At 39.1% G+C, this 7,535-nt stretch carries 6 protein-coding genes; 5 read left to right on the forward strand and 1 reads right to left on the reverse strand.

The genetic code is table 11. From position 1 onward, the window contains the following. Positions 1-324: 324 nt before the first annotated feature. Positions 325-2,697 (reverse strand): phosphoenolpyruvate synthase, encoded by a 2,373-nt coding sequence (ppsA, locus tag BI291_RS04485; RefSeq protein ID WP_074496555.1) that lies wholly within the window; start codon positions 2,695-2,697, stop codon positions 325-327. 147 nt (positions 2,698-2,844) lie between these two features. On the opposite strand from ppsA, the gene BI291_RS04490 reads away from it, so the two are divergent. The 5 genes from BI291_RS04490 to BI291_RS04510 all read left to right on the forward strand — a co-directional run bounded on the left by BI291_RS04490 (position 2,845) and on the right by BI291_RS04510 (position 7,215). Continuing rightward, the gene (locus tag BI291_RS04490; protein WP_074496556.1) at positions 2,845-3,654 is read left to right on the forward strand and encodes a pyruvate, water dikinase regulatory protein; all 810 of its coding nucleotides are present in this window, start codon (positions 2,845-2,847) and stop codon (positions 3,652-3,654) included. A gap of 366 nt (positions 3,655-4,020) precedes the next feature. Next, positions 4,021-5,073: a 3-deoxy-7-phosphoheptulonate synthase gene (locus BI291_RS04495; RefSeq protein WP_074496557.1), complete on the forward strand. Its 1,053-nt coding sequence runs from the start codon at positions 4,021-4,023 to the stop codon at positions 5,071-5,073. Positions 5,074-5,172: 99 nt separating this feature from the next. Beyond that, the gene (gene rcsF / locus BI291_RS04500) at positions 5,173-5,586 is read left to right on the forward strand and encodes an Rcs stress response system protein RcsF (protein ID WP_074496558.1); all 414 of its coding nucleotides are present in this window, start codon (positions 5,173-5,175) and stop codon (positions 5,584-5,586) included. Beyond that, a complete protein-coding gene (tsaA, locus tag BI291_RS04505; protein ID WP_074496559.1) occupies positions 5,583-6,305 on the forward strand; it encodes a tRNA (N6-threonylcarbamoyladenosine(37)-N6)-methyltransferase TrmO in 723 nt (240 codons plus the stop codon). The genes rcsF and tsaA overlap by 4 nt, the downstream gene beginning before the upstream one ends. Positions 6,306-6,318: 13 nt before the next feature. Beyond that, complete coding sequence (locus tag BI291_RS04510) at positions 6,319-7,215, forward strand: DMT family transporter (protein WP_074496560.1); 897 nt, start codon at positions 6,319-6,321, stop codon at positions 7,213-7,215. The last annotated feature ends 320 nt before the right edge of the window (positions 7,216-7,535 follow it).

Raw genomic sequence — 7,535 nt, forward strand, 5'->3', positions numbered from 1 at the left:
ATTGGCTTGACCAAAAACGGGTACATCGAAAGAGCGTTGCGTTTGTCTCTATTAACAGGGTTTCAAGTAAGCACATTAAAGAAGCATACGTCTTGCTTGCATATATGGAGTAACAAGAGCAAGCGTCTTCTTCAATATAGGGAACATTCATGGTGTTTACGATTGGTTATTTTTGTTTTGCGATAAAACTGTTCACCAAATACCATGAATGCTCCCTAAGGATCTAAACTACTTTTTCGAAATATAAGAATTATTCCTGAGCTTTCCTCAATACATGACCCATTTTATTATAGGTTGCTAATAATTGTACCTGACCCTTTTTATTTAGCCGTGTTGCTCAGCTAAGTATAACCAAGTAGGTAAAACGGTATCAGGATTAAGCGATACACTATCAATACCCTGCTCTACTAGCCATGCAGCGAAATCTTCATGATCAGATGGACCTTGTCCACAGATACCAACGTATTTGCCGCGCGTTTTACACGCTTTAATCGCCATTTCTAACAGCTTTTTGATCGCAGGGTTACGTTCATCAAACAAATGGGCAATTAAGCCTGAATCACGGTCTAAACCAAGGGTCAATTGCGTTAGATCATTTGAACCAATCGAGAACCCATCAAAAATATCTAAAAATTCATCAGCAAGTAATGCATTAGAAGGTAGTTCACACATCATGATCACACGTAAGCCATTTTCGCCGCGCCTTAAACCATTCTCAGCAAGAATATCAATAACCGCTTGGCCTTCTTCTAATGTACGAACAAAGGGGATCATCACTTCAACATTCGTGAAACCCATGTCATTTCTTACCCGTTTAATTGCTTCACACTCCAGTGCAAAACAATCACGAAAATCTTCAGAAACATATCGTGAAGCGCCACGGTAGCCAATCATTGGATTTTCTTCGTCTGGCTCAAATTCTTCACCGCCTACAAGGTTGGCATATTCATTCGATTTAAAATCTGACATGCGTACTATCACTTTTTCTGGCGCATAAGCACAAGCAAGTGTAGAAATACCTTCGGTTAACTTGGCAATGTAAAACTCAACGGGGTCACTATACCCTGCCATGTAATCACCAATTTCTTCTTGTAAATCAGCTGATTGTTGATCAAAATTTAGTAAGGCTTTAGGGTGAACACCAATCATTTTATTAATAATGAACTCGAGTCGCGCTAAACCAATGCCCGCATGTGGTAATTTTGCAAACGCAAAGGCGCGATCTGGGTTACCAACATTCATCATTATTTTTAATGGCAGCTCAGGCATTTCATCAACTTGTGATGTGGTGACGGTAAAATCTAATTTACCTTGATAGATAAAACCAGTATCGCCTTCTGCACAAGAAACCGTAACTTCATCCCCAGCATTAATTTTACTGGTTGCATCGCCACAGCCAACAACAGCAGGAATGCCCATTTCACGTGCAATAATGGCAGCATGGCATGTTCTTCCACCACGGTTAGTCACAATAGCGGACGCTTTCTTCATGATGGGTTCCCAATCAGGATCTGTCATATCGGTAACGAGTACATCTCCTGGCTGTATTTTATCCATTTCATCAAGTGATGCTAATACTTTCGCCGCTCCGCTACCTATTTTATGGCCGATTGAACGACCTTCACAAATTATGTTACCTGAACTTTGTAATTGAAATTGCTCCATTACATTTGCTTGTTCACGACTACGTACCGTTTCAGGGCGTGCTTGTACGATATATAATTTGCCGTCTAAACCATCTTTTGCCCACTCAATATCCATCGGACGTTGATAATGCTTCTCAATGATAACTGCTTGTTTTGCCAGCGACTGCACTTCTTCGTCAGTTAATGAAAACTGATTTGATAAACTTTCATCTACATCAACAATTTCAACTTGCTTGCCATGCTCTTGCGTATCGGTGTAAACCATTTTTATTGCTTTGCTACCAATGTTACGGCGTACGACGGCAGGTTTTCCGTTAGTAAGTGTTGGTTTATGCACATAGAATTCATCTGGATTTACAGCACCTTGCACCACCATTTCACCTAATCCGTAGCTAGAGGTAATAAAAACAACATCTTCAAAGCCAGATTCAGTATCAATAGAGAACATAACGCCACTTGAAGAAATATCGCTGCGCACCATACGTTGAATACCAGCGGATAATGCAACACCACGATGGTCGTACCCTTGATGAACTCGATAAGAAATAGCGCGATCATTAAATAATGATGCAAATACATGTTTTATAGCGATCATTACCGCATCTAAACCGCGGACATTGAGAAAAGTTTCTTGTTGCCCTGCAAAAGACGCATCTGGCATATCTTCAGCGGTAGCAGATGAACGAACAGCAAACGAAGCATCTTGTGAAAACTCTCCGGCAAGTTGTGCATACGCTTTTTCGATGTCTTGCTGCATAGCAGGCAAAAACGGTGTGTCGATAATCCACTGTCGAATCGTGCTGCCACATTGTGCTAGCGCATTAACATCACTGACATCTAATGTGTCTAGTAGCTGATAAATTTTATCGTTTAAGCCACTTTGCTCAAGAAACTCATTAAAGGCAAACGCTGTAGTAGCAAACCCTCCTGGCACTTGAACACCAACATTTGCTAAATTTGAAATCATTTCACCAAGTGATGCATTCTTACCGCCAACACGGTCTACATCACCCATCCCTAACTCTTGATACCAAAGAACGTTTTCTTGCACAGCTAATTCTCCACAATGGACAAATAAATTTAAGTATAGTTATATCTAACGTGTTCGTGCATTTTACACATAGCAATTTAATTCTGAAAGCTTTAATGTAACCTTTCAGTGTTAATTTCATCTATATAATAATTATCAGGAATATTCATGAGAACAGCATTTTACATATCAGACGGTACCGCCATTACTTCAGAAGTTTTTGGTCATGCATTATTGTCGTTATTTCCTTTAGAGTTTAATCACGACACCATTGCTTTTGTTGAAACTGAACAACAAGCGCTTGCCGCAAAAGATAAAATTAATCGTGCTGCAAAAATTACCGGTGAAAAGCCTTTAGTCTTTCATACGTTTGTTAACCCAAAAATACGAGAGATTATTGACAGTTGCGATGCCATTATTTACAACTTCCTTGAGCATTTTATTTCTCCAATTGAACAAGAGTTAGGCGTATCAGCAAAGCCTAAAGCACATAGAACACATAGTATTCACGAAAATAGCTATGACAATCGTATTGATGCAGTTAATTATTCTCTTGCGAATGACGATGGTTCAAACATTACCAATTATGAGCAAGCAGACTTAATTTTAGTGGGCGTTTCACGATCGGGTAAAACGCCAACCTCGTTATACTTAGCCCTTCAATATGGGATAAAAACAGCCAACTATCCTTTTATTGACGAAGATATGGACGCATTAAAAATTCCTGACTTTTTAAAACCGCATAAGAAAAAGCTTTTTGGATTAACAATCGACGCACAACGATTAATGGATATTCGTGACGGTAGAATGGCAAACAGCAAATATTCATCAGCAAGACAATGTAGAATGGAAATACGTGCGGTTGAAAACCTTTATAAAAAAGAAAAAATTCCTTTTATCAACACCACCAAACTGTCAGTAGAAGAAATCACCGCAAAAATACTCGCACAAACAGGTTTACAGCGTTATAAATATTAGGATCTGTTGACCTTTTTAGATTGAATTTTGTTCGAGGCGTGAGCAATGCCTCATGGTTATTCCATGTAAATTGCGTTCAACGATGAAAAAATAACGTTTAGTTGACCCCTAAGGGCAGCGTTTTTTTTTGTCATTTATACGTCGTTATTGCTTTTTTATGTGGAATAACCACACATTAATCGCAATGCCTTGTCTAAATACCCATAAACTGCTGCAAAAATAAACGCAAAAGGTCAACAGACCCTAATTAATAATAATTTATTCTTTGTTTAATGTTCACAAAGTTGCTGAATTTAGGTATGTTAGCGCGATAATTTAACCAAGTGTATTGCGTTACCCGCAATGCCTTGCATATCTAGGTTTAGTATGACCATCAAAACAGACGAATTTAGAACGACACTGATAGACAGTTTAGTGTCGCCGCAAGAATTAGCAGATCAAATACCTTTGTCTGACAATACCGCTAACTTTATCATTGAAAGTCGCAAGCAAATTGAAGCCATTATTAATGGCGAGGACGATCGGTTACTTATCATAATCGGCCCGTGCTCTATTCATGATACTAAAGCAGCGATTGACTACGCGAAGAAGTTAAAAACATTGCACGATAAATATAAAGATAGTCTTTATATCGTTATGCGCGTGTACTTTGAAAAACCTCGAACCACCGTCGGTTGGAAAGGACTCATTAGTGATCCTGATTTAGATAAATCATTTAAAGTAGCGAAAGGCTTAAACCTTGCGCGCAGCTTATTGATGGAAATTAACGAGCTAGGTTTACCCGCAGGTACTGAATTTTTAGACATGGTGACAGGTCAGTACATTTCAGATTTGATTTCTTGGGGTGCTATTGGCGCAAGAACCACTGAAAGCCAAGTACACAGAGAGCTAGCTTCAGCGTTGTCTTGTCCCGTTGGGTTTAAAAATGGTACCGATGGTAATATTCAAATTGCCGTTGATGCGATAAAAGCGTCAAGCGTTCCACATGTGTTGTACTCACCTGATAAAAGTGGCCAAATGTGTATATATCAAACTCATGGTAATCCTTTTGCTCACGTTATTTTACGCGGTGGCAAAACACCAAACTATCATGCAAGTGATGTTAGCGACACATTAGAAAAGTTAACCGCTAATGATATTAATACCGGTATTATGGTTGATTGTAGTCACGGTAATAGTGACAAAGATCATCGAAAACAAATTAATGTTGCACGATCTATTGCCGATCAAGTTGCTAACGGCACCAAAGGAATTTCAGGCGTTATGGTCGAAAGCTTCTTAGCTGAAGGAAAACAAAAAGTCATTAACACCGAATCATTAGTGTACGGACAAAGTATTACTGACGCTTGTGTAGACCTGACGACTAGCGAAGATATGCTCGATATCCTTGCCACAGCAGTTAACAACGCGAGAAGTTAACACGTTAAATTACCTAAGCATTAGGTGGGAAGTATTTCCGGCTTAATGCTTAGCGTGTTATAACTAATCTATTCGATAAATTCTCAAAGTATTCACGCTATGAAGCACTTCACTTTTTCACTTTCCGTACTAGGGCTTTGCTCGTTACTGATCAGTGCATGCACCAACCAGTACGCTGTTAACACCAATCTAGATAAAGAGAATTTTTCTCAATATTTTTCGCCTGCTGCGGTTACCATTTATCAAAATGAACAAGAGTTTACAGCGAACTATAAATCGCTTGGTGGTGTTGAAGGTGAGTCTTGTCAGCGTAAAGCACACCACGAACTTCCAAATGAAATTGATGCAAGAACGCATGCACGCAGCGCGGCTTATCAACTAGGTGCTAATGCCATAATTTTCTCAGGTTGTACTTTGATAGAAGATAACCAGGCAAATAAACAATGTATTCGCACGCGGGTGTGTTATGGCAGAGCATTTTTTATCGATAAGACGAATAATACAAAGCAATGAGTAGTTTTCAGTTCTCACCTATTGGTTATGTACATTCTCCCTATAAAGAAAAGTTTGCGATACCACGGCAACCAGGTCTAGTTAGCGCAGCACACGGCACTATTGAATTAATTAACGACTTTAACCAGCAAGAGTTTACTCGGGGTTTAGCTGATTTTAGTCATATTTGGGTATTGTTCGTTTTTCATCAAACCGCCAAACAGGGCTGGAAACCCTTAATTCGACCACCGCGCCTTGGTGGAAACAAAAAAATTGGTGTACTCGCTTCTCGATCTACGTTTAGACCAAACCCTATTGGCATGTCAGTCTTATCGTTAGATGATATATCCTTTACTAAACAACAATGTTTGTTGCATGTGTCTGGTCTTGATTTACTAGAAGGTACTCCGGTTTTAGATATTAAACCCTACGTGCCATACTCCGATTCAGTACCCGAAGCTAATGCAAGCTATGCCAATCAAGCCCCCAGTGAACCTATTACCGTCAGTATCACCAAATCCGTCAATGAATTTCTATTGCACGTTAATACACGATACCCACAGTTAACGTCATTGATCACACAAGTACTTGAACAAGATCCTCGGCCTGCCTATAAACAACAGCAGGTTGACGATAAAATTTACGGCATTCGTCTTTATGAATTTAATATAAAGTGGCGACTGATTTCCGCCAGAAATATTGAAGTATTTGACATATGCTATGACAATAAAAACAAATAGCTAACTGGAAAACATGAAAACTCACCCTGCCATTGAATTTATTTTACTCGCTGCTATTTGGGGCGCTTCTTTTCTGTTTATGAAATTAGGCGTGCCTGAATTTGGCCCTATCACCTTTATGGCAATTCGAACGCTAATAGGTGCGCTTGTGCTGTTGTTGGTGTTAATCATAAAACAACAAACGCGTACTTTAGTTCATGCCCCGTGGCAGCTTTTTATCGTTGGGCTCTTTAATACGGCTATTCCTTTTGTATTATTTGGCTGGGCGACACTTAGCTTAACTGCAAGTAACATTTCAGTGCTAAATGCCACGACTCCGCTATTTGGCGCTTTGGTTGCTTACATATGGTTAAAAAATCGCTTAACAAAATTGCAAGTGTTTGGGTTATTACTTGGTTTTGCTGGTGTTTACGTTTTAATGTATCCGCAATTAACAATTGCGCCAGCCGATACCTTATTGCCGACCTTAGCGGTACTATTAGCGGCAGCTTGTTATGGTATTGGCGCAAGTGTTAGCAAACAATATTTAACAAACGTTAAACCTCTGGCCTCTGCTGCAGGAAGTCAAATAGCAGGTAGTTTAATACTTGTACCAATTAGCCTATTTTACTTGCCACAAACGATACCAAGTATCACTGCGATGAATGCTGCATTAGCAATCGGCATTTTATGTACAGGCTTTGCGTATATCCTTTTATTCCGCTTAATTAGTGACATTGGACCAACTAATGCTATTTCAGTGACTTATTTAATTCCTGTTTTTGGTATTTTCTGGGGAGTGATGATCCTAAATGAAACGATTACTGAATTTACCTTTTATGGCAGTGCATTAATTCTAATCGGTGTGGCCTTTTCGACTGGAGCATTTAAATTGAATGCACTGTTTAACAATAAAAAAAGAGCACAATAATAAAGTGCTCTGTTTCTTGTTATTTTAACGGAAGTACTAGAGCGTGTTGATCTTTGCTGTTTAAGTTTTGTTCAAATTAAACGTCTTCTGATCGCGGCACTTGGATTATTGCATAGTCATTCTATGGTTAATTCAAGTAACAAAGAGCAGGAGGCGTTTAGTTGAACCCTTCGGGCTGACGGATCCCCATTTTTATATAACTGAACATATTTGATAATAAGCTAATAAAGTTTTCTCGACTTTTCTGTAGATAGTGATTTTTAATTTTGTGGAGTCTATGCCGAATTACTTGCTTCGCCAATGTAAGAAACGATAGAACT

Source organism: Thalassotalea sp. PP2-459 (genome assembly GCF_001913705.1).
GTDB lineage: Bacteria > Pseudomonadota > Gammaproteobacteria > Enterobacterales > Alteromonadaceae > Thalassotalea_C > Thalassotalea_C hakodatensis.